We start from the raw sequence: 21,889 nt of genomic DNA on the forward strand, positions 1-21,889 counted from the left end.
CTCTAAAATAAGAAAGTGCGGACGTCTTTAATTTCAGGCTGCGTGATAAAACGTACATTGTGTAAGTACGCTCCTTCGCGTGCGGGCATAAAGTCGTTCTTGTCGCGCGGAAATTCCAAATCAATAATACCTTTATCCATACGGGCCGTACTGCTGACGACCGCCTTATGCCAACGGTCTGTTTTTTCCTGGTTGTATGGGTCAGACGGGTTCCAATAATTGCGCAACACAACGGTTCCCTTGGTAATGGCTCCGCCTTCCAACGGTTCGGTTTTTAAAATTACATCTTTGGTAAATAGCACTTTCCCCTTGCAGGGACCGTTTACAAAGGTAATTTTATAATGCGGATCTTTTTCCGTAGGACGTTTGTTAAGCGTAGCGAGCGAGTAGAGTGCGTAGGGCTTCATAATGTTTTGGCAAGCCGCAAAAACGTGCGTATTGAGCAAGCGTTCGTAATCCTGTTTGTCGTCGGTGCGATTATAAGGGGATTCTTTTTTATGGCGGCATCCGGCCGCGGCAAAGGCTACACAGCAAATGAGCAAAAGACTTACTAATTTTTTCATAAATCGGGCTCCTGATAAATAAGTTCTCCCGCGTACGGGCGCGCGTGAAACCAATATAAGAAATTATACCCGTTTTTTAGGGGAAAATAAACCACAATTCACCAAATAGGGGAAAATAAAAAGCCCCCCGTAAAAAGAGGGGCTTTTTGAGATTATTTGCGGCCGGACCGCGTTTGTCTTGCCCGGGCGGCACTTTTTTGGTTAAAATCTTTTTTTTGTTTTTCTGCGGCTTCGCGCATTTCCTGCGCGGCTGCGCTGACGGCAGGTTCCAAAATTTCCTGCGAGGTTTCCTTGTTCATTTGTTGGAGGATACCCTTGCCGAATTTGACGGCACGGATGAAGTCCCCGGTCAGTTCGGAAGAAGACTCTGCTAAGGAGCCCTTTTCCAAAATGTCGCCGTTTGCATTGTAGCCGAAATAAGGCGGCATATCGGAGGCGCCCAATGCTTGGCTGACGGCTTGCCCATCAGCGGCGGACGTAATGTACATTACGTTAAGGTCCGTTGGCGGCAAACCCTTATTGACGGCTTCTTTGGATACCTGGCGGTTCTTTTCTTGCACTTTGACAAGGTCTTTATCCGAATACACGATGTAAGGCGGCGCGGCGCGCTGCACTTGTTCTTGTAGGGCTTGAATTTCGCGTGGGTCCGCGTTGTCTCCCATTTCCTGTATTTTCTCTTGGATAAACTGCTGTTTAATTTGGTTGTATTTACCCAGCGGGTCGCCCTTAAACGTCAGATTGGCGGCTTGGACGATATTCGTTAAATCCCGTGTGTTTTGCACGCTGTTGGCTACCCAAAAGCAGTTGCCCTCGCCGCATTGGTTATGCTGCACCATAAAGGCGTAAATCTCCTTGGTTTGCTCCTGCAAGGTTTGGTCCTGCTGGTCATCGGTTGGGGTGGCCGGATAAGAATCAGCATTGGCATTTACTTGGCCCGCCACAAAGGTAACTGGCAGGGGCGGCATAGCGAAGCCTGTTTCTTGGTAGAAATTTTGGGCGTTTTGCGCGCGGGCATCTGCTACTTGCTGGGCCGTTTTTTGCGGACTGGGGTTCGGGTCGCAAGCGGTTTGCACGGCGGCCGGGGAAGGTCCATTTTCATTACAAGAACCTTGTTCTAAGTTATCCAAAATATTGGCCACTTGGTCCACGGGCTGTTTTCCCTCGGCATCAGCCGCAATTAAGCCGTTTATTTGGGCAATAATTTGGTCTTTGTGTTTGGCGTAAAAATCCCTAATAAATTGGGCCTTTTGTTCCTTTTCGTCCGCAGTTTTGGGGGTTGGGTAAAGGGCATCAGCGGTATCGTCTGCCATTTTCGCCAAGGCTTCGTCCGGCATTAAGAACGAAATGGCGCGCACCATATCGTCTTGTGTCGGTTGGGGTGCGGGACTATTGGCAGCGGCGCTGGAAGAGGGCCCTTCAAAATCTGTCATTTGTGCGCGGGCAAAGCCGGGTGCATATTTCCCGCCGTTCCCGCGGGAAATACCATCGGAAGAAGCCAGTAGAGCGGCTTCGGCATCGTCCTGCCAGATATCAGGGTTGCTCGCGGTTTGTTTGGTATCATTAAAGCCAAAGAATTTGGTAATAGGTTTAAACAGCCGCGCCAATTTGGAATCGGGCAGTTGATCTTCTTTACGTGTGGACTTGGCAGCGGGGGTAAAGCGTGCGGCGCGTTCTTGCTTTACATAGCGGTCGTAAGCGTTTTCCTGCGAGTTAATCTCGTGCATACCCGGCTCCATACCTTCGGGGGCGGTTTGGCGGATAAGCACCCAATCGCCGTCTTCGGTTTGCATAGAGGCATCCCCGTAGTTGTAGCGGCCGGAAGTAGCCACCCCGCCATCCTTTTCTGGATTGGCGGGCGTTTTATTAAGGGCGGCGCGTGCATCGGCTAACTGTTCAGGTTGGGCAGTTTCCCCGTTCTTTTGTGCGGTCTGGGCCTTTGAGTCTGCATTATTCCGGCGGAGCAAACGCGCCATACGCTGTACAAGTGCGGTTAAAGGGTTAGATGTAAAAATTTGCGGCGTGGCTTTTTGCGCAGAGGCAGAAGCCTGGGCATTTGCCGGGGCGGGGGAGGTGGTTTCTAAAAAGGGTAATAATAAAAACACAATGACCGCCACACAGGTAAAAACTAACACAATTTTGCCAATGGTTTTCTTCATAACTGGCTCCATAAATAATAATATCCCGGTTTGGGCCGCGCGTAACGCGCCTTTGCCGGTTCTTACCAATAGTTTACCCGTTTGACGGGATTTTTTCAAGGGCTATTTTGCGTGGAGAAGGCGCATTAAAATAGACCACGACTTTTTGAGGTGTGCCCAAACGGGGTTATCCGTTTGGGTTGGTTTGGCGGTCTGGGCATCTTCTTCCTCGGTGGAGGGGGGGAGTTGCAGCCCGGCGGCTTTAACCAGTTGGATAAGGTAATTAGAGGGAACGGAAAAATTGAGGTTTTGGTTTCCTTCTCCCTTGTAACTGCCGAAAACGACAGAAATGACGTTGCCGTTGTGGTCAAAAACAGGGCTGCCGCTGGAACTGGGGGAAATGGGGGCGCTGATTTGGTGCCAAAGAACCCCGTCGGCTTTTTTGCGTATTTGGCTGATAAGACCGGAGGAAATAGTATTTTGCAGGCGGCGCGGATTGCCAATGACCGTAATGGTTTGGCCGGGGAGAACTGTATCGGACGGAACGACGGTAACGTGCGGTAAATTTTTGGCGTGTATTTGCAGCAGGGCCAAATCCACATTACCTGCCTGGGCGACAGGAACAGCCTCGCCCGATACGGCACCTGTATTAAAGGTCAAATTGATATAAAGGGCATCTTTGGTAACGTGGCGCGTGGTGGCCACCAAGCCGTCCGGGGTGAGGACAAACCCTGTACCCGTAAAGGTAGAACCGTCCGCCTTGATGACATTTACGGCCACAATCGCCGGGGCGTTTTGCTCAGCGATTCGGACGTGGTCGTTTTGTGCCCGGGCGGGCACCCCGAAGATAAACAGAAAAAATAGAGCCAACAGGGCATTCCTCATATTTTTATTATAGCAAGAAAATGGTGGGAAAGTTGAAAAGCAAACGGATAAATAGTACACTAATAGGGACATCTGTTAAGGAGTTTATAGTATGGAAGAAGCATTTTATGTAAGCCGCAAAAAATATGAGGCTTTGGTTAATGAATTGAAAGATTTGAAGACTTTAAAGGCGGAACTTTCCAATGAAATCGGTGAAGCCGCCGCGCAGGGGGATTTAAAGGAAAACGCCGAATACCACGCAGCCAAGGAAAAACAGGCCGAAACGCTGATTCGCATCCAAGAGTTGGAAATGCGTTTGCGCAACGCCCAAATTACGGACGATTTGACTGTGGATAAAAGCGAAGCCCGTATTGGGGCAACGGTAACGATCCGCGATGAAGCGGCCGATATTGAATTTACCTATACTTTGGTGGGGTCTATGGAGTCTAACCCGGAAAAGGGCCTTTTGTCCGTTAAGTCGCCCTTGGCTAATGGAGTGCTGGGCAAAAAAGAAGGGGAAACCTTTGAAGCCATTTTGCCACGCGGTCCGAAAAAATACAAATTGGTAAAACTGGAATATAAATAATATTGTAGTTATCTAGTGGATAATCAAGCCGCCCGTTTTTGTAACGGGCGGCTTTTTACTCGGGAAAAAACTCCACAGGTTGATCTGCGGAGTTTTTTGTTAGCGGGTAAAAAGAACCCCCGGTTTGGGGCCGGGGGAGGAGAATTATAAACCGTTTACCATTTCATCCATTGCCGATTTGAAAGGACTGGTCCCCTTAATCAGCCAATGCATTAAGGCATCATACAAGTTGGCTTCTTCATCAGATACGCCGGGATTACCCGGGCGGGCCTGCGGAAAGCGGTGGTTCTTGTTAATAAAAGATCTTAATTGATTTAATGTTTCGGGTTCGGACGGATAGACCGGAGCGTATTGGGCAAGCAACGCCTTGATTTGTGCCGATATTTTTTCAACCGGTTCAAAGTGGTTCGCGTGGCCATCCTGCATTAAGATTTCGGTGCGGCTGTGGAGCATCAGTTCGTTGGTGTCCGTAGAGTTCCATTTAGGCAAGCGTCCGTTGGCTTTTACAAATTCTTGTAATTCGGCCAAGGTGCGGGCATAAACCGTTACGGTTTCTATGGTGCTTTCAGCCGATTTGGCCGCTTGTACGCCGCGGGCATACTGCGTGTAAGCCTCAGCCAATGCGGAACGGAATACCATTTTTTCCGCACCAGACATAGAAGCCGGTTTGGGCATATTGATAAAGTGTTGGATAACGCCCTTGGTTTCGTTGGTTACCAGCGTACTTTGCATCATATAGCGCAGTTTCCGGTTTACTTTGTGGGGGTGCATAAGCAAGTAGTTAAAAGCAGTATCTATAAAGGCTTCTTTACCGTCCAAATGAAGCAAATCCGTCATACCTGCGGTTGTTGTTAAAACCGGGGAGTGGGTCAATGTATAGTAATTGACCAAATTTTCTATCAGGGACTGTACGTCGCGCGATAATAAACTGCTGCGCAAGGAAGAACGGAGACTCTTGTTAATAACGGTCTGGTCAATAAGTTCTAATCCCTTTTTCTGGCCTGCTTCATTGGAAATATAATAGAGCGGGTCTTTCATTAAGGTATTAAGCAAGGCATAGGCCTGTCTGGTTTCTTGGGTAGTTTTGTAGACTTGATTCAAAACGACCTTTTCATCCGTGGGAATGCGCGCACGGCTGACAGCGGAAAGCGTTACACTGGGTGTCGTGTTGAAAGCGGGCACATAAATTTGAGGCAATTTTGGCCCTTTAAAACGCGGGGAAACTTTTATCCCGGCTTTGGAGGCGTTTTTAGCGACTCCGGAAGCCACTTTTTCGGCAACTTTTACGCCAGTGGCAATTTCTTTGCCTGCGTTTTGGGCAAAGGACATAGTCGTCCCGAGGGAGACTATCATTAAAGCATACATTAGGTTTTTCATACTTATAGTGTAAGAAATATTAAGATACACCGAAAGAGTCTTTGGACCTAATGAGCCCTGGGCCTTTGGACCTAGACCCGTTGGAGAAAAAAGAACCCGGCCTTTGGGGCCGGGTTCTTGGGCAAGTAAAACTGCATTATCTGTATTTCTTTAATACGGCTTCCTTGGCGGACGAGGAATAAACGTTATAGTCTATTTGCTGGAAGATAGAGTCCTTTTGTTCCAGGTCATAGACATATCCCTCGTCAATGCGGTTGCCTTGGATTTGCTCGTAGAGTTCGTTAAAGCGCTTGATGTGGTCTTTGGTGCGCTTGGTGGAATACTCTTTTGCCGTACCCGTGGTCATTAAAAATGCCCAGTCGGACGATTGCATTAATAACAGTTCGCGGGCCAGTTGGTTGAGCGCTCTGCGTAATAAACCTCCGGCGTTGGGAAATTTGTTAGCCAAGTCCATCATCCGTTCGGCGGCTTTAATCAGGTGGCGGTAAATCCAATCGTTGCCGCTGTTAAGCCACACGTCGTGGTAGCCTTTGTCTCCCCAAGAGGACATAGACGGCTGTACCACTTGGTTTTCCGGGTACATTGCCAAATATTCGCTTGGTGTAACCAGTTTGATGTCCTTTTGGTCATAGTAAATCTTCTTGAACAGATACTCCAAGAAATCAATACCTTCATACCACCAATGTCCGTAGAGCTCCGCATCATACATAGAAACCACCAACGGTTTGCGGTCAATAATCGTGCTTAAATATTCAATTTGCTTTTGGCGGTTGAACATAAAGTTCCCGGCGTGCTGGGCGGCTACTTCGCGCGCTTCCTGCGGGTTGTAGGCTTGTTTTTGGTTCAAGGCTACTTTGCCGGTAATTTTATGGTATTTCATCCCAATATTGCGCCGGACTCCGTCGGAGTGGAGGTACGGTTTGATGTAGTCGTAATCCAAATCGTAACCGAGGTCGCGGTAGAATTCGCGGTAGCGCGGGTCGCCGGGATAGCCGGATTCGGCACTCCAAACCTGTTGGGCCGATTCCATATCACGGGCAAAGGCGGCTACACCCGTCTGCGGGCAATACACAGGGGCATAAATACCATACTTGGGGCGCGGGGTACCGTGCAAGACGCCGTGTGATTCCGTAAAGAAAAAGCGGATTCCTTCGTCGCGCAAAAATTTATCGTCGCCCGGATTGTAAGCGCACTCGGCCAGCCAAATTCCGCGCGGGGAACGGCCGAAGCGGCTTCTGTAATCGTTAGCGGCAATCTTAATTTGGGCATTTACGCTTTCTTTATGTACCATTAGAGGCAAGTAACCGTGCGTGGCGCAGCAGGTAATGATTTCCAATTTGCCCATATCTTGGAATTTTTTGAAACCTTGTAAGACGTGTCCGTGATAGCGGTTTTCAAACAAGTCCTGATAGCGGCGGAATTTGTTGTAATACATACGCGCCACGCCCTCAAATTCAGTACCTTGGGTGCGATTAATTTCTTTTTGGGAAAGTTCTACGCGCTGGTTTAAATAATGGCGGAACCGGCTAATTAAAAGCGGGTCCTCCATCATATTACACAAGGGCGGCGTGAGCGACATTGTCAGGCGGAAATCGGTGCCTTCTTCGGTCAGATTTTCAAATACGTTAAGCAAGGGGATATATGTTTCCACCATTGCTTCGTAGAACCAATCTTCCTCCAAAAAGTCCGGATATTCCGGGTGTTTGATAAACGGCAGGTGCGCGTGCAGCACCAGCGCCAAATAGCCTTTTTCTTCTCCCATATTATTTTCCTTGTTCGCGCAGGGCTTTTATGTTGATTTGGCGCGTCTTATCGCCTTTGGCGTTGCGCGCTTTAATGGGCAAATCTACCACGCTTCCCGCCGGCAGATGCTGGCGGATGGAGAATTTGCCTTCTTTGAGTTCGATATCCTTCCCATTGATAGACACAATGGCATTTTTAGAGGCAGAACCGTAAATGATAATTTCGCAATCGGCATTAAGCCAAATATCTTCGTCCTCCGGTTGCACTTTATCCAAATGCAAGGCAAAGGAAGACCAGGACGATTTGGCGGCACCGGACGGCGTCAGTTCCGTGAGTTTCCAACGCTGGCCAATGACGTGCATCAGTTCGCTGGCTCCCAGACCAATGTAATCTGCGCCGGAAAGTTTTAAAAGTTTTTGGAAATCACCTTCCACCACCATCCACTTGTCGTCAATGATATCGGATACTTTTCCGGGCGGAACGGGCGTGGCGTTACTGCGGGAAACTAAAATAAATTTGCCGTCCGCCGTAACGTAGCCCAAGTCGGCCAGATAAGTACGGCCCGATTGCGGGGCATTGATGTACCAACTGCGCGCCTCAAAAATGACGGGCATATCATAATATTGTACGGAGTTGTTTCCGTCAAAAAATTCCACCCCGGTAATATCATGTAGGCGGATAACCGTGCGTGCGGATTTTAAGGTTTCCTCTCCGTATTGGCTTTTGAGATAGTCAAAAGTGTTTTGGGTTATTTCCCAAAACAGGAACATCCAAGCCGGGTCTTTGGGAAGTAAAAAACTTTCCGTTTTGCCGTAGCCGGACGGAATATCCGCTTCGGCGTGTATGTCTTTGGCCAAAGGTTTGACCAAGGCAGACGAAGATAAATTCTGCGTCATAATAAATACCTCACCCTGATTATTTGTAGAGATTTTCTCCCCCATTTTATTGTAGCATTTATCAATAGAAAAAGGGGCATTTCTTGGGTGCGGAAAAAAATTTTTGATACAATAGCAAAAAAGGAGTTTTTATGAATAAAAAAGGAATGGGGTTAATCGGGTTGTTATTGGCGGTGGTGATTGTAGCCGTTTTGACGGCGGCCCTGCTCAAACAGTATGCCCGCCAAACACAACAGGTCTTAAAGGGACCGGCTTTGCAAACGGTTGGGCCTGCTCCAAAAACAAAAGGTCAGGTGCGTGCGGTTCCTAAGTGTAAGGGGCGCTTGGTGGGGAATATTTGCGTGCCGACAGAGGTGCGCAGTTCCAGCCTGGATGCTTTTGATAAAATGTCCCAATAAAAAACCGCCCCTTGCAAAAGGGGCGGTTTTCACATAAAACCTCATTTGGTTTCGGCTTCTACTTTCTTTTGAATTAAAATCAAACTGACGAAAATCAGACACAACCCGCCGATTTCCGCTCCGGAGGGCATTCGGCCAAAGGCAATCATATCACTGGCCATCGCCACGACGGGGGTAAAATACGTTACCGAGGCCATACGGGTAGCCCCCCAACGCTTAATCAGGGCCACCATTAACAGAAAGGCAACCGCCGAAGAAAACACACCCGCGCTGATGATGGATAAAACCACTTTGGGGGTAAAGGCCGCAACTGGCGGCACCGGCTCGGCGCAGAACGCAAGAATTAGCAATACAATGGCTGCAAAAAGGTATTGGTGGAAGGTGTTGGCTTCCATCGTCATAGCATTGCTGTCCACCATAATTTTTTTAGTGAGAACATTTCCCAAACTGTAAGACCACGCCATAATCAAAAAGGCGGCACAGCCGTAGAGGGCTAATGGAGAGGCATCTAACTGGGCGGCGGCAATCATCGGGCGCATAATAACGAGTAACCCCAACATACCAATCGTTACACCGATGGCACGGCGCCAAGTAAAGCGGTCCTCACCTTTTAACAGCAGTGCGCCTGCGATAAAAGACCATATCGGCACGGTACCGTTAAAAATACCGCCAATTGTCGGGGCAACAAAGCGTTGACCCCAAGAAATTGCCGCAAATGGCAATAAAATGAGCAAAAAACCAATAGTCCACGGACGCCACAGTTGTTTAACCGGGCATTTTAAATTTTTGCGCTGGATGCCGTACAGCACGATAAAAAACAACAGCCCCGCCAATACCCGGAAAAAAGTTCCCCAGTAAGGCGGTAATACTTCCACAAAGTTTTTGGTTGCTAAAAATGCAGTGCCCCAACACAGGGCCAAACACAAGGCTAAAACATAACTCATACAAAACTCCTCCTTTTTTATATTATAGTAAATTCCGGCGGTTCGTCCGTCTTTCTGCCGGAATTCGTATAATATATGTATAAAGGAAAGCAAAATGAAAAAAATAGGAATAATCGTTTTATTTGTTCTTTTGGCGGCGGGGACTGTTTGTTTCCTGCCTAAACCTGCGGGCCCAAAAACCGGCGGGAAATTAACGGTAGTAACATCCGGTTATGTAGCCTATACGCTTACGCGGCAACTGGCGGGAGAATTTGCCGATATTGTTATGCTTTTGCCGCCAAATGCCGAGCCCCACTCCTTTGAGCCGACCCCGGGAGTGTTGGTAGCGGTGCGGCAGGCCGATTTGTTTATTTATATTTCGGACACTTTTGAACCGTGGGCCAAAGATATTGCCGCCGGAGCAGGCAAAAATACCCAAGTGGTAAAGGCCGCCGGGGCCGTGCCTGCAAGTGCGGACCCGCATGTTTGGATGGATTTTGATAATGTGCGTTTAATGGCGCAAACGGTAGAAGAAGCCTTGGTTGTGCAGTTGCCCGAGCAGGCGCAAACCTTGGCGCAGAATTTAGCCGAGTTTAACGAGCAATTAACCGCTTTGGACGACTCTTATAAAAAAGGGTTGTCCTCTTGCCAAGGGCGCGAAGTGGTGCATATTGGTCATTTAGCCTTTGGGCGGCTTGCCCAAAAATATGGGTTTACTTTAACGGCTTTGGCGGGTACGTCGCACGACGGAGAGCACTCGGTGCGCCGTTTGGCCGGGGTAGTGGATTTGATTAAACATCATCATATTCAAACCATTTTTACCGAAGAAACCCTTTCCCCGCGTTTAGCGCAAACCGTGGCCGCCGAAACGGGCGCGCAGATTTTACCGCTCTATACGGTAGAAAGCATATCCAAACAAGATTTTGATAACCATATTACTTATATTGATTTAATGAAGCGTAATTTGGACAATTTGCAAAGGGGGCTTAAATGCCAAGCGTGATAGAAGCCAAAAATTTGCGCTTTGCTTATGTGCGCGTGCCTGTGTTGGAGAAGGTATCCTTTTCCATTAACGCGGGCGATTATGTCGGGCTGATTGGCCCGAACGGCGGCGGCAAAACCACGTTACTAAAACTTTTGTTGGGGCTTGAAAAAGGCGCGGGCGAAATTAAACTTTTTGGTACGCCGATTCATACTTTTAAAGATTGGCATAAAATCGGCTATTTGGCGCAGAAAAGCCCCGTAGCCCAGAGCCATTTTCCTATTTCTGCCGAAGAAGTAGTATTAATGGGGCTGGCGCATCACCGCGGGAGCGGGGTATCTGCCGGCGAATTGAAGGAAGTCTATAACGCTATGCAAAAAACGCATACGCGCGAATATGCCGGACGCATCTTCGGCGATTTATCTATCGGCCAGCAACAGCGCGTTTTACTGGCGCGTGCATTAGTAAGCAAACCGGAACTGCTGATTTTAGACGAGCCTTCCACCGCGTTAGACCCTTCTTCGCGGGAACAGTTTTTTGCTTTATTGGGCGAACTAAACGGCAAGCACGGCGTAACTATTTTGCTTATTACGCACGATACAGGCGAGGTGGGAAAATACATTTCCAAATTTATGTATGTGGATAAGACCTTGGTGTTTTACGGCACCAAAGAAGAATTTTGCCGTTCCCGCGTGGTGGCCGAAAAAATTGGTCCCTTTGCCCAGCATACCATAGACCACTTGCATAATCACGGACATTGTCCGTTGGGCTGCGCTTGCGGGGAGGAGAAAAAATGATGAGCGGATTTTTGGCTTATGGCTTTGTGCAGCGCGGGCTGCTGGCGGGTAGTTTAGTGGCGGCGGCTTGCGCGCTTATCGGGGTGTTTTTGGTGCTAAAACGCTTGTCCTTAATAGGCGACGGGATGAGCCACGTTTGTTTGACGGGGGTTGCGGTAGCCTTGCTGACCTCGTCTAATCCTGTATATATGTCGGTGCCGGTGGTGGTTTTGTCCTCTTTGGGCATTATGAAGATTACCCAAAAATTTAAAATTTACGGTGATGCTGCTATCGGCATTGTCAGCGCGGCGGGATTGTCCGTAGGGCTTTTGATTACTGCCTTTGCGGGCGGATTTAATACGGACCTGTTAGGCTATTTATTTGGCAGTATTTTGACTGTGTCGTGGGACGAAGTTCTGCTTTGCGGAATATTGCTGGCGGCGGTGCTGGGCGGCCTGAGGTTTTTTTACCGCGATTTGACCTCTGCCTGTTTTGACGAACCGTTTGCCCGCACGCGCGGCGTGCCTGTGCGGATTGTCAATACTGCTTTGGTAGCTGTTACGTCGGTGGCGGTGGTGTTGGCCTTTAAAGTGGTGGGAATTTTCCTTATTTCGGCTATGCTTATTATTCCGCCTGTGTCGGCTTTGTTAGTATCCCATACTTTTAAACAGGTATTGGTTTGCGCGGCCTGTTTTGGGGTGGCAAGTGTATGGCTGGGAGTGTATTTATCCTTTTTGTTTAATATCCCGTCGGGGGCTACGATTATTTTAGTAAACTTACTTGTTTTGGCGGGATGTTATATATATGCCAAGGCGGGGGGAAGTGATGCCCGCTAAAAAAACAGAGGTATTGCCCCTGTTGGCACTTCTTAAAAAGTTGTACCCCGAGCATATTATTCCGCTACATCATCAAAATGCGTGGCAGTTGCTTTGTGCCGTTATTTTGTCGGCCCAATGCACAGATGCGCGCGTGAACCAAATTACGCCGCATTTGTTTAAAAAATATCCTACCGTGCAGGATTTGGCAGCCGCGGACTTAAAAGAGGTGGAAAAAATAATTCACTCTGCTGGTTTTTACCATAGCAAGGCCTTGTCTTTAATTGAAAGTTCTAAGCGTATTTGCGAAGTGTTTGGTGGCGAAGTGCCGCAAAATATGGACGATTTGCTTTCCTTGCGCGGTGTGGCGCGCAAAACGGCCAATGTGATGCTGGGCGATTACTTTAAAAAGCCTGCGGGCATTGTAGTGGATACGCACGTAAAGCGTTTGGCTTTTCGCCTGGGCCTTACCAAGCAGACGGACCCGGTAAAGGTGGAGAAAGATTTAACCAAAATTATTCCGTATGAGTATTGGGGGTGGATAGCCATTGCGCTTATTTTGCACGGGCGGCAAGTGTGTAGTGCGCGCAAACCGCTTTGTGCCCAATGTGCTTTGGAGCATTTGTGTCTTAAAAAGGGAGTAAAAATTTCCGTATGACATTTAGAGAGTGGAATAACCGTAAAAATAATTGGCTGCGTGCGCAAAAGGGCGAGTGGGCGGCGAAACTGTTGGGTCGTGCTCCTATGTCTGACGCATATAACCCGCAAAAGGTGCAGAAAATTTTGCTCTTGCGCAACGATAATAAATTGGGTGATGCGTTGGTGTCGTCCGTTTTGTTGCGCGGGCTGAAAGCGTTGTTCCCAACTGCTGATATAGATGTAGTGGCGGGTAAAAGCAATGCGACTATTTTGCGGAATAATCCGGCGGTATCTACCCTTTATTTTGCGACGGAAGGATTAGCCTCGCTAATATCGTGCGGACTAAAATTGCGGGGCAAACAATACGATTTGTATTTGGATTTGGACGAAAAACCGACGCTCGCATCACTTGCCTTTTTAAAAGTTTTACAACCGCGTTGGTCATTTGGATTTAACCGCCAACAATATCCGCTTTATAATCTGACTACAACAATGGATTTATCTGTGTGTCATATTACGGCACGATATGAAGCGTGCTTGCGTTTTTTAGGCTATCAAGGAAAGCTTGATACATCTTACGAAATAAAATTGTCGGAATCAGCGAAAGTCGCGGCAGGACAGTTTTTATCTACCTTGCAGTGGGGGGGGGGGGCGATTGATTGTAGTAAATCCGCTAGCGGCCAGCCGCCACCGCTCTTTTTCAGCGGAACAGATTTTTGGCTTGGCCACGGTTTTCCCAAATGATACTTTTGTTTTACTTGGGCAAGAGTCTAAACTAAGAAAATGGTTAAACGGGCGTGCGCTTTTACCTCGTATGGTTACCTTTACGTCGGGTATTTTTGAGTCTGCCGTACTGGCCCAACAGGCAAACGTGCTCCTTACCCCCGATACCTTTTGGGTGCATTTGGCTTGCGCTCTGCATATTTCAACAGTGGCTGTTTACCAGGGAAAAGAAGAGTTCCCCTACAAAGGCAATATTGCCGTTTGGAGACCCTTGGATCCGGCTGTCAAAATGTTATTATGGCCTGGGGAGCAGAAAGATGTTCCTGTCTATATGTTGGCCCAAGCATTGCAAGAAAAATTAAATTAAATTGTGTGGTACAAAAAACACCCCGGGTAAAAAACCGGGGTGTTTTACAACTAAAACTTATTTGCCCAGTAATGCCAGGAGTACCCCGGCGGCTACCGCGCTGCCGATTACGCCGGCCACGTTCGGCCCCATTGCGTGCATCAGCAGGTAGTTAGTTTTGTCGTATTCCAAACCAACTTTGTTGGAAACGCGGGCGGCCATCGGTACGGCGGAAACTCCCGCGGAACCGATAAGCGGATTGATTTTGGTTTTGCTGAAACAGTTCATCAGTTTCGCCAAAAGCACACCCGACGCCGTGGCTACGGAGAACGCGATAATTCCCAATACCAAGATACCCAAAGTTTCCGTGGTTAGGAATTTATCCGATTGCAATTTGGAGCCTACGGATAAACCCAGCAAAATGGTAACAATATTGCAGAATTCGTTTTGCAGGGTTTTGGATAAGCGTTCCGCTACACCAGATTCTTTTACTAAATTGCCGAACGTCAACGCGCCGATAAGCGGCGCGGCGGAGGGCAGCAGCAGCGCACACATCAAAAGAATTACGAGCGGGAACAGAATTTTTTCCCGTTTGGATACGGGGCGCAACTGTTCCATACGGATGGTGCGTTCTTCCTTGGTGGTGAGCAGTTTCATAATGGGCGGTTGGATAATCGGCACTAACGCCATATACGAATAGGCCGCCACGGCAATAGCCCCCAGTAAATCGGGTGCCAAGCGTGTGGTAAGGTAAATGGATGTCGGACCGTCCGCACCGCCGATAATACCGATAGAGGCTGCTTCTTTAAGGCCGAAGGCGAACAGTTGGCTGTCGCCGATGTGGATGTAACTCAATGCCACTGCGCCGATAAGCGTGGCAAAAATACCAAACTGCGCCGCCCCGCCGAGCAGAGCCATTTTCGGGTTGGCAATCAGCGGGCCGAAGTCTGTCATCGCGCCTACCGCCATAAAAATAAACAGCGGAAATAGCCCGGAGTTAATCCCGAAGTTGAACACAATACCCAAGAACCCGGCTGGCCCGGCGATGGCTTCGCCGGGGGGCATAGGAATATTGGCCAACAGACCGCCGAAGGCAATCGGGACGAGCAAAAGCGGTTCAAACTGCTTTTTAATCCCCAGCCACAGCAGAAAGCAGCAGACGGCAATCATTGTCAGTTGCTGCCAGGAGATAGCGTAAATCCCCGTGGTTTGCCAGATTTGGTTTAATGCTTGCAAGATATCCATAGGGAAGCCTCTTATTTAATATCGGCCAATTTGTGGCCGGTCTGCACCTGGTCGCCTTGTTTTACAGCCAAGCGGATCACGCCGGAGGCCGGAGCGGAAACAGGGGTTTCCATCTTCATTGCTTCCAGTACCAAGATTTCTTGGCCCTCGCTCACGCGGTCGCCGTCTTTTACGGACAAGCGCAACACTGCGCCCGGAAGCGGAGATTTCACTTCCGCGCCCGTACCAGCAGAAGCGGATTTTTCAGGGGCCTTGGCATCAGCGGCAGCGGTGGAAACGGCATAGCGTTTGCCGTTTACTACGGCATCATTTCCGTCAAAGACGACTTCATAGGCCTGGCCGTTTACGGTTACCTTTACCGCACCGTCTTCTTTGTTGGCGGCGGGCTTTACGTCTTTGGCCCAGCGGATACCGTTTACTTTGGCTTCGCCTTTCAAATACATAATGCCTTTGTCGGCGCAGGTGGCCACGATAAAGACATTTTCTTCCGTAACGGGCAATCCGGCTTCTTTCAGTTTGGCTTCCGCCACCTTCAAACCTTTCTTGGGGTCTGCGTCGTTGATTTCAAGCGGCGTTTTGGTGGTGGGTTGCAAGCCCAACTGTTCGCTGGCTTCCTTTACTACGGCCGGATCGGGTTCTACCGGGGTTTTGCCGAAGTAGCCCAAAACCATTTTGCCGTAGCCGGGGGTGATTTTCTTCCAGGGGCCGAACATTACATTGCTGTACGCCTGTTGGAAGTAGAACTGGGAAACGGGGGTAACGGACGTGCCGAAACCGCCCAATTTTACACATTCGCCCATTGCTTTGACTACTTCGGGGAATTTATCAAAGGTGCCGTTGTCGCGCATCATTTGGGTATTGGCCGTCAACGCGCCGCCGGGCAAGGGAGAGAACGGAATAATCGGGTTGACCTTGGTGGCTTCGGGCGGCAAGAAGTATTTGCTCATGCAATCTTGGAACACATTTTCGGCTTCGCGGATTTTTTGCGGGTCAATGTCCAAGGTGTAATCCGTGCCGCGCAAAGCGTGCCACATAGTTAAAATGTCGGGTTGGCAAGTGCCGCCGGAAACGGGTTGCATAGACAAGTCCAACTGGTCCGCTCCCGCGTGGATGGCTTCCAGACAGCAGGCAATAGCATTGCCGGCCGTTTCGTGCGTGTGGAACGCAATCGTGGTGCCTTGGGGTAAAAGTTTGCGGGCCATCGCAATCGTTTTGCCGACGGTGGCCGGAGTGGAGGTGCCGGAAGCGTCTTTAAAGCAGACGGAGTCAAACGGAACGCCGGAATCCAAAATTTGGCGGAGGATTTTTTCGTAAAATTCTTCGGTATGGATTTTGCCCGTATGGTCCCAACCCGGAGCCAAGGACATCATCGTTACGGTAACTTCGTGTTTGAGCCCCGCATTGTGGATACATTTACCCGAGTAAATGAGGTTGTTTACGTCGTTTAACGCATCAAAGTTGCGGATAGTGGTGGTGCCGTGTTTTTTAAACAATTTGGCGTGTGCATTAATCACGTCGGAGGATTGGCTTTCCAAGCCTACCACGTTTACACCGCGGGCGAGGGTTTGCAGGTTGGCGTCCGGCCCGGTTACTTTGCGGAAGGAATCCATCATATCAAAGGCATTTTCGTTGCAATAAAAGAACAATGCCTGAAAGCGCGCCCCGCCGCCAAATTCCATATGGTTAATGCCGGCGTGCTTGGCGGCTTCCACCGCAGGCAAGAAGTCTTTGGTCAGTACGCGCGCCCCATAGACGGACTGAAAGCCGTCGCGGAACGCGGTGAGCATAAAGTTTACTTTTTTCATAATAAGTCCCCTAAATTATTTAGTTTGAAATCTCTTTGCGGCGGCAATAGCCACAGCAATTAAGGCATTATCGGCCGCAGCGGCTGCGGTTTGCGGAAAATACTTTTCCATTTTTTGCACCAGCCAGCCCAGCATTTTAACAATGCCGACCAGTAAGGTGAGAAACGCCAAAACGACCAACATACCAATTATGGTAATATTGACGGATTGCATCAACAGGTTGTCTGCACTCATACAATAAGGTCTCCTATATATATTTCTTCCGGGCCTTGGGCGGTATTTAAAAGGAGTGTTCCGCGGGGGGATACTCCTTTTACCGTTCCGCTGACGGGCGCTGCGCCGTTTTTAACGGATATTTGTTTACCAATGTACGGAAATCGTTGTTCGTAGGCTTGGCGGATAACGCCAAAGCCACTTTGTACTACGGCGGGGTAGTCCCGCCAAAACAGCGTTAATACTTTTTGTAAAAAATCTTGTTTGCTGATGTTTATGCCCAGTTCCTTTAAGGAAATAGCCGGCTGCCCGACGTGCGATAAATTTTCTTGCGCAACATTTACGCCTACGCCTATAACAACGCCCTCAATGCCGGAAGATGTTACCACGGCTTCACTTAAAATGCCGCAGAGTTTTTTCCCATTGGCTAGAACATCGTTGGGCCATTTAAGCCAGGCTTTTGCGCCCAGTTCTTCGGCGGCGGTGCAAACACAAACCGCCATAAGTTGCGTGAAATTGGGTAAAAAATCGGTTCGTTGCGGTTTGACCAAAACAGAGAAATACAACCCTCCGTCTTGCGAAATCCATTTGCGGTCAAAGCGGCCCCGCCCGGCGGTTTGCCTGTCGGCGCAAACAACGGTTCCGTCTGCCAGTTGCGGGCAATTGTTTTTTAAATAGGTATTGGTGGAATCAATTTCGTCAAAATGAATAATGTGCGCCATACCTAATTGTAACAAATTTACGAGAGGAAAAGCGGGGCGGAAGTTTATATTGTGCGGAGTGCCAATTCAAGGAGACCTTTTATGAATAACGACAGATCCCCAAGCCCTGCGGACTGCCAGTTCAGAAGGAGACCCTTTTTTATGACTGTCTTGTTTTATTTATTGTTGTCGTTTCGTTGGCTTGCGACATTACAAAAACAGTGTGGCTCTGCTACTCAATTGAGGGGAAAAAGGTAAGCCGTCCGCAGGACTTATTTTTAAAGGGGTTGTTTCGTTTTTTTTTTTTGTTAAAATTTTGATATTCCATATGGGTTGTACCCGGATGTGTCCGCCGTATAAAAATGCGTATAAAAGGCTGTTTTGCGTAAATATAAAGGTTTTACAAAGGAGAAAAAATGAAAGGGTTTAGTACTGTTAGCAGTGCGGCCACTTGTGCTAGTGGTGTCATTCCCGAGTGTTTTAGTCGGGAATCTGTGGTTGCGAAACGACGAGATTCCGTACAGAAACCTTACGGAATGACGTTTGCTTGGGGTGGCCGCACCGCGAATATCTTTCGCACGGCAACCACGGGCTTTACCTTGATAGAACTTTTAGTTGTCGTTCTAATCATTGGCATTTTATCGGCGGTGGCGGTGCCACAATACGAAAAAGCCGTAGAAAAAAGCCGCGCTACCCAGGCCTTTACCCTTTTGAAATCTTTATATGCGGCCCAAGCCAGTTATTATATGGCTAATGGGCGTTATGCCACATCTTTTGATGACTTGGATGTGGAAATACCTTGGACGGGCAATGAAAAATGGTATACTGCTGACACAATGGATACTCGGTCTAATCAGGACTGGTCTTTACAAATTAGTGGGAACGCTACGGCTTTTTATCTGGGGCGTTTAAGGGGGCCTTATAAGGGAGCGGGTTGGAGTATTGGGCTTGGGACGTCTTCAAGTTGGGCTGATTCGGAAATGTATTGCGTAGAGCGCATTTCGGCTGGTGTTGTATTTACCAATATGCCGGGTTCCTATTGTGCAAATATTTTTGGCGGGAAAAATCCTACCACTCGGGGTGGCTTGCGTATTTATTCTTTATAAAATAAGCCTTATTGTAAAAATCCCCGCCGGGTTATACTGGGCGGGGATTTTTCAAAAGATTTGGGGTGGCAAATGCCGGGTGGCGGCAAATAAAATCGCGTCCGTCATACTGGACGGATTGGCAATATTTTGCTCCGCAATGTCAAAGGCCGTGCCGTGGGTGGGGGAAACCCGCAAAAATTTTAGCCCGGCTGTGATGTGGACAATCGGTTTTTTAGCGGCCAGTTTCAGGCCCAGTAAGGCTTGGTCGTGGTACATACATAAAAGCCCGTCGTATTGGCCGGATGCGTGTGCGAGCCACAAGGCATCGGCAGGTAAAGGGCCAACCGCTTTTATTTTATGGCGATGCAAGGCTTTTACCGCGGGTGCAATTACCTCATTTTCTTCTGTGCCGAATTTGCCGTTGTCGCTGGCGTGAGGATTTAAGGCGCATACGGCAATATGGGGGTTTTGAATACCCAGTTTCTTTAAGGCGCGGTTAAAATGTACTCCGGCCGCTACAATACGTTCTTGCGTCAGTAAGTGGGGTAAATCCGCAACAGCAAAATGCTCCGTTACCAACCCGCAGCGCAGGTCTCCGCTGATAAACATCATTAGCCCTTCTTTGCCTGCGTATTCGCGCAACAGTTCCGTATGACCCGTATAGGGGACGCCGTACAGAGACCAACTTTGCTTGTTAATAGGGGCCGTAACCAACGGAGTTTTGGTTTTAAGGGCCAGTTTAATACCTAGTTCAACCGCCTTAAAGGAGGTTTCTCCTCCCGCAAAAGACGGAACGGGTTTATCCGGCAGCGGGACCGAAGAATCTATGGCAATCAGGCGGGCTAATTTATCCGAAAAACCCGCACGCACCAACGAGGTAGGCTCCCCGATTACTACCGGGAAACACACGCGCTGTACGAGCGGGTTCTTTAAAGATTTTACTGTTACTTCCGGGCCAATCCCCAACGGGTCCCCGGCTGTAATCAAAACTATGGGCTTCATACCGTATTCCAAAATAAAGTTTCGGGAAAAAGCAGCAAGTTGCCCTTTTATTTTATAACTATCTGTACGGCTTTGCCAAGAATTATTTTTTCACTTCGGCTTTTTTTGCATCAGTTTGCTTGGCGGCTTCTTCTTTCAAAAGAGCATCCGATTCAAAGGTCTTCGTAATTTTTACGTCGGCCTTGTTATATAATTCTTCAATATATTTACCCATAGCGGTTTGTACGCGCTGTTGGGCCAAATACTGGGCTAAATCGCGCGAAATATCTTCGTAGGAAATGGAGCGTTCGGCGCGTTTTTCTTTAATTTTGATAATGTGTATGCCGACCTCGCTTTTAATCGGGTCGCTGACTTTTCCTACCGCCAGGGTAAAGGCTTTGTCGTCAATGGCCTTAGGAGCGATTCCTTTAATCAAAATCATATCTCCGCCGCTGGCGATGGCATTTTTATCCTCGGTGTATTTTTTGACGGCTACGGAAAAATCCATCCCGCCGTCCAATTCTTTTTTAATTTGTTTAGCCAGGGCTTCTTTTTTGGCGATTTCTTCGGGTTTCATATCTTTGGTGGTGGCCAAATAAATATGACCGATACGCACTTGCTCGCCGGTAAGTTGTTTTAGTTTTGCGGCGATGGCTTGCGCTTCTTTGAGTTTAACAGGGTTTTCTTTTTCAAGCGCCTTGATTTTTTTAGTGTTATTCTTCATGACCGCTTCTACATTAGCATAGAGGGCTTTGGCATCGGCTTCTTCCACAGGCGTAACGGTGGCTTGAAGTTTTTGTTCCATTAATTTGCGCACGGCAATATCTTTGGAAAGTTTATTTTTGTATGCCTTTAAACTCATCCCTTGTTTTTTAAGTGCTTCGGTAAAGCGTTTGTCTGCACCTTTTGTATCCGGCTTGCCGGTGGTTTCGTCAACCATAAAGCGGGCCTTGATTTCGTTCAGCCCGGCATCCAGTTCGGAGTCTTTTACTTGGATTTTGGCTTCTTCGGCGGCTTGATATAACAGTTCCTTGGAAATAAGTTCTTTTAACACTTCCCGCCCCAAAAGGTCTTGGGCATAGGGCTGTTTTAAAAAGTCCGGCGCGGCGGCTTTGTATTGTTCCACAACGCCTTCCAAGTAATTGTCATACTCCGAAGCCAGCACAGGCCGGCCGTTTACCGTGGCGACGGAAGATTCCATCACTTTGGCTTGTAAATTCATCCCCAACACCGCCAGTAAAGCGGCCAGAAACAATTTATTCGCTTTTTTCATAGATTACAACCTCGTATTTATTTTTTAAAGAGTCCAACACGTCGTCCGTTTTTTTATTTTTCAGCACTTCCCGTATGCGCGGTTCGGCATCTTTTTTGGACAAACGGCGTTCCCCTGTTTTCATTATTATATGAAATCCCTGTGCGGTTTTGAAGAAGCCTTGCGGCTTTCCCGAAGGAGAATTTGCCGCGATGACGGCAATATTATCTAGATATTCCCCCGGCATAAAGGAAAACTGTTTTAAAGCCTCCGGAGCAGTGCTGTATTGGCGTTCCATTTCTTTCCAACGGGAAGGGTAGGCTTTTAAAGTACGCAAAACTTGGTCTGCGGTTTGGGCATTATCCACGATAATTTGTTTAATTGTCATTTCATATGGATATTTTTTAAAGTAATCATCCACTTCGCTGTTGCTGACGGCGAGAGAGCCGGACTCTTCTAATTTATGATACCAAAGGCGTTCCAACGTGTCGGCGGCAAATTCATTATAAATTTGGTCCAGTTGGGCGCGTTTGTCGGCCAATAGCGAGCGGTACTCGTCCGAGTCGGCTACCCCCGTGGCGCGGGCATCGGCGGCAATTAATTTTTCGCGTGTGATGATTTGCACCAAATTTTGGTGTCCCAGCGGCGTTTTGGCAAATTCCCTGTCTTCGGCAGACAAAAACGGCAAGCGGTCGTTAATGTCTTGCTCGGTAATGGTTTGCTTGCCGATGCGGGCTGCCGGTAATGCGCGTGTAGGGGCCGAATCTTGTTGACACCCGGCGAGCACCAAGGGCAATAAAAGTAAAAACGGATATTTCATATTCATATACTATATCAT

Annotated in this window: 23 protein-coding genes; 9 read left to right on the forward strand and 14 right to left on the reverse strand. The window is 48.4% G+C overall.

Annotated elements, in window-relative coordinates:
• Window positions 1-2: 2 nt before the first annotated feature.
• The 3 genes from ACQY2K_RS02340 to ACQY2K_RS02350 form a co-directional block, all read right to left on the reverse strand.
• Window positions 3-563, reverse strand: coding sequence for a hypothetical protein (locus tag ACQY2K_RS02340; RefSeq protein WP_428039617.1), 561 nt, complete (start codon window positions 561-563; stop codon window positions 3-5).
• 152 nt (window positions 564-715) lie between these two features.
• On the reverse strand, window positions 716-2,719 hold the full coding sequence (locus ACQY2K_RS02345; protein ID WP_428040588.1) for a hypothetical protein: 2,004 nt from the start codon (window positions 2,717-2,719) through the stop codon (window positions 716-718).
• Window positions 2,720-2,821: 102 nt separating this feature from the next.
• Entirely contained in the window at window positions 2,822-3,583 is a 762-nt protein-coding gene (locus ACQY2K_RS02350) for a trypsin-like peptidase domain-containing protein (RefSeq protein ID WP_428037670.1), read from the reverse strand.
• 91 nt (window positions 3,584-3,674) lie between these two features.
• Here ACQY2K_RS02350 and ACQY2K_RS02355 point away from each other — a divergent pair, with 91 nt between their 5' ends.
• The gene (locus ACQY2K_RS02355; RefSeq protein ID WP_177748559.1) at window positions 3,675-4,148 is read left to right on the forward strand and encodes a transcription elongation factor GreA; all 474 of its coding nucleotides are present in this window, start codon (window positions 3,675-3,677) and stop codon (window positions 4,146-4,148) included.
• Window positions 4,149-4,292: 144 nt separating this feature from the next.
• Here ACQY2K_RS02355 and ACQY2K_RS02360 read toward each other — a convergent pair whose 3' ends face one another.
• From ACQY2K_RS02360 to ACQY2K_RS02370, 3 genes are all read right to left on the reverse strand, one after another.
• Entirely contained in the window at window positions 4,293-5,525 is a 1,233-nt protein-coding gene (locus ACQY2K_RS02360) for a hypothetical protein (RefSeq protein ID WP_428040589.1), read from the reverse strand.
• Window positions 5,526-5,661: 136 nt separating this feature from the next.
• Complete coding sequence (locus ACQY2K_RS02365) at window positions 5,662-7,287, reverse strand: 1,4-alpha-glucan branching protein domain-containing protein (RefSeq protein ID WP_177748563.1); 1,626 nt, start codon at window positions 7,285-7,287, stop codon at window positions 5,662-5,664.
• Between the two features lies 1 nt (window position 7,288).
• Window positions 7,289-8,164, reverse strand: a complete 876-nt coding sequence (locus tag ACQY2K_RS02370; protein WP_428040590.1) for a DUF4912 domain-containing protein — start codon at window positions 8,162-8,164, stop codon at window positions 7,289-7,291.
• A gap of 131 nt (window positions 8,165-8,295) precedes the next feature.
• Here ACQY2K_RS02370 and ACQY2K_RS02375 point away from each other — a divergent pair, with 131 nt between their 5' ends.
• A complete protein-coding gene (locus ACQY2K_RS02375; RefSeq protein WP_428037673.1) occupies window positions 8,296-8,562 on the forward strand; it encodes a hypothetical protein in 267 nt (88 codons plus the stop codon).
• A gap of 41 nt (window positions 8,563-8,603) precedes the next feature.
• Here the strand turns inward: ACQY2K_RS02375 and ACQY2K_RS02380 are convergent, their stop codons facing one another.
• Entirely contained in the window at window positions 8,604-9,506 is a 903-nt protein-coding gene (locus ACQY2K_RS02380) for a DMT family transporter (protein WP_428039612.1), read from the reverse strand.
• Window positions 9,507-9,600: 94 nt separating this feature from the next.
• Between ACQY2K_RS02380 and ACQY2K_RS02385 the strand changes: the two genes are divergently transcribed.
• The 6 genes from ACQY2K_RS02385 to ACQY2K_RS02410 all read left to right on the forward strand — a co-directional run bounded on the left by ACQY2K_RS02385 (window position 9,601) and on the right by ACQY2K_RS02410 (window position 13,787).
• Window positions 9,601-10,488 carry a metal ABC transporter solute-binding protein, Zn/Mn family gene (locus ACQY2K_RS02385; protein ID WP_428040592.1) on the forward strand — a complete coding sequence of 296 codons (888 nt, stop codon included), beginning with the start codon at window positions 9,601-9,603 and terminating at the stop codon, window positions 10,486-10,488.
• Complete coding sequence (locus ACQY2K_RS02390; RefSeq protein ID WP_428040593.1) at window positions 10,476-11,264, forward strand: metal ABC transporter ATP-binding protein; 789 nt, start codon at window positions 10,476-10,478, stop codon at window positions 11,262-11,264. The genes ACQY2K_RS02385 and ACQY2K_RS02390 overlap by 13 nt, the downstream gene beginning before the upstream one ends.
• Window positions 11,261-12,079 (forward strand): metal ABC transporter permease, encoded by an 819-nt coding sequence (locus ACQY2K_RS02395; protein WP_428040594.1) that lies wholly within the window; start codon window positions 11,261-11,263, stop codon window positions 12,077-12,079. The genes ACQY2K_RS02390 and ACQY2K_RS02395 overlap by 4 nt, the downstream gene beginning before the upstream one ends.
• The gene (nth, locus tag ACQY2K_RS02400) at window positions 12,069-12,716 is read left to right on the forward strand and encodes an endonuclease III (RefSeq protein ID WP_428040595.1); all 648 of its coding nucleotides are present in this window, start codon (window positions 12,069-12,071) and stop codon (window positions 12,714-12,716) included. The genes ACQY2K_RS02395 and nth overlap by 11 nt, the downstream gene beginning before the upstream one ends.
• Complete coding sequence (locus tag ACQY2K_RS02405; RefSeq protein ID WP_428040596.1) at window positions 12,713-13,441, forward strand: glycosyltransferase family 9 protein; 729 nt, start codon at window positions 12,713-12,715, stop codon at window positions 13,439-13,441. The genes nth and ACQY2K_RS02405 overlap by 4 nt, the downstream gene beginning before the upstream one ends.
• 70 nt (window positions 13,442-13,511) lie before the next feature.
• Window positions 13,512-13,787 (forward strand): hypothetical protein, encoded by a 276-nt coding sequence (locus tag ACQY2K_RS02410; protein ID WP_428040597.1) that lies wholly within the window; start codon window positions 13,512-13,514, stop codon window positions 13,785-13,787.
• 57 nt (window positions 13,788-13,844) lie between these two features.
• On the opposite strand, the gene ACQY2K_RS02415 is transcribed toward ACQY2K_RS02410, so the two are convergent.
• Genes ACQY2K_RS02415 through ACQY2K_RS02430 form a run of 4 tightly spaced genes read right to left on the reverse strand, consistent with a single transcriptional unit; the run spans window position 13,845 to window position 17,751 of the window.
• The gene (locus tag ACQY2K_RS02415) at window positions 13,845-15,011 is read right to left on the reverse strand and encodes a sodium ion-translocating decarboxylase subunit beta (protein ID WP_177748581.1); all 1,167 of its coding nucleotides are present in this window, start codon (window positions 15,009-15,011) and stop codon (window positions 13,845-13,847) included.
• 11 nt (window positions 15,012-15,022) lie between these two features.
• On the reverse strand, window positions 15,023-16,816 hold the full coding sequence (locus tag ACQY2K_RS02420; RefSeq protein WP_428040598.1) for a biotin/lipoyl-containing protein: 1,794 nt from the start codon (window positions 16,814-16,816) through the stop codon (window positions 15,023-15,025).
• A gap of 15 nt (window positions 16,817-16,831) precedes the next feature.
• Complete coding sequence (locus ACQY2K_RS02425) at window positions 16,832-17,050, reverse strand: OadG family protein (protein ID WP_428040599.1); 219 nt, start codon at window positions 17,048-17,050, stop codon at window positions 16,832-16,834.
• Window positions 17,047-17,751: a biotin--[acetyl-CoA-carboxylase] ligase gene (locus tag ACQY2K_RS02430; RefSeq protein WP_428037681.1), complete on the reverse strand. Its 705-nt coding sequence runs from the start codon at window positions 17,749-17,751 to the stop codon at window positions 17,047-17,049. Before ACQY2K_RS02430 ends, ACQY2K_RS02425 begins: the two co-directional genes overlap by 4 nt.
• Before the next feature lie 395 nt (window positions 17,752-18,146).
• On the opposite strand from ACQY2K_RS02430, the gene ACQY2K_RS02435 reads away from it, so the two are divergent.
• Window positions 18,147-18,836 (forward strand): type IV pilin protein, encoded by a 690-nt coding sequence (locus ACQY2K_RS02435; RefSeq protein WP_428040600.1) that lies wholly within the window; start codon window positions 18,147-18,149, stop codon window positions 18,834-18,836.
• A gap of 51 nt (window positions 18,837-18,887) precedes the next feature.
• On the opposite strand, the gene ACQY2K_RS02440 is transcribed toward ACQY2K_RS02435, so the two are convergent.
• From ACQY2K_RS02440 to ACQY2K_RS02450, 3 genes are all read right to left on the reverse strand, one after another.
• The gene (locus ACQY2K_RS02440) at window positions 18,888-19,820 is read right to left on the reverse strand and encodes a PdxA family dehydrogenase (protein WP_428040601.1); all 933 of its coding nucleotides are present in this window, start codon (window positions 19,818-19,820) and stop codon (window positions 18,888-18,890) included.
• Between the two features lie 82 nt (window positions 19,821-19,902).
• A complete protein-coding gene (locus ACQY2K_RS02445; RefSeq protein ID WP_428040603.1) occupies window positions 19,903-21,072 on the reverse strand; it encodes a peptidylprolyl isomerase in 1,170 nt (389 codons plus the stop codon).
• The gene (locus ACQY2K_RS02450; protein WP_428040604.1) at window positions 21,056-21,871 is read right to left on the reverse strand and encodes a peptidylprolyl isomerase; all 816 of its coding nucleotides are present in this window, start codon (window positions 21,869-21,871) and stop codon (window positions 21,056-21,058) included. The genes ACQY2K_RS02445 and ACQY2K_RS02450 overlap by 17 nt, the downstream gene beginning before the upstream one ends.
• Window positions 21,872-21,889: the final 18 nt, after the last annotated feature.

It is taken from the genome of Candidatus Avelusimicrobium fimicolum, assembly GCF_021632165.1.
In the GTDB taxonomy this organism is placed as follows: domain Bacteria; phylum Elusimicrobiota; class Elusimicrobia; order Elusimicrobiales; family Elusimicrobiaceae; genus Avelusimicrobium; species Avelusimicrobium fimicola.